1 protein-coding gene is annotated in these 237 nt (G+C 46.0%); it reads right to left on the bottom strand.

The features are described 5' to 3' along the window. Positions 1 to 237: DUF7507 domain-containing protein (locus tag G6042_RS14655; protein WP_169522301.1), on the bottom strand; the 237-nt coding region annotated here is incomplete at both ends.

The raw sequence follows: 237 nt of genomic DNA, 5'->3' as shown, positions 1-237 counted from the left end.
GTTGTTGTTCGGGTCTGTTCCGGTTGCGGTTGCAATGTTGTGAACTCCACCGTTGTTGATGTCGGCTTGTGTGATTGCATACGTTGCCGTTGCTGTTCCCACTTGTCCCGGTAACAACGTACTTGGTGTTACTATCAAGTTCGATACGCCGATTACGGCATCATTGATTGTCAAATTGTTTACGGTTACGTTTCCTGTATTGGTTACTGTAAAGGTGTAAACAATCGTGTCGCCTAC

This window comes from Flavobacterium solisilvae (assembly GCF_012911605.1).
In the GTDB taxonomy this organism is placed as follows: Bacteria; Bacteroidota; Bacteroidia; order Flavobacteriales; family Flavobacteriaceae; genus Flavobacterium; species Flavobacterium solisilvae.
Note: the sequence above shows the minus strand (reverse complement) of the source record. Positions and strands in the feature narration are given on the sequence as shown.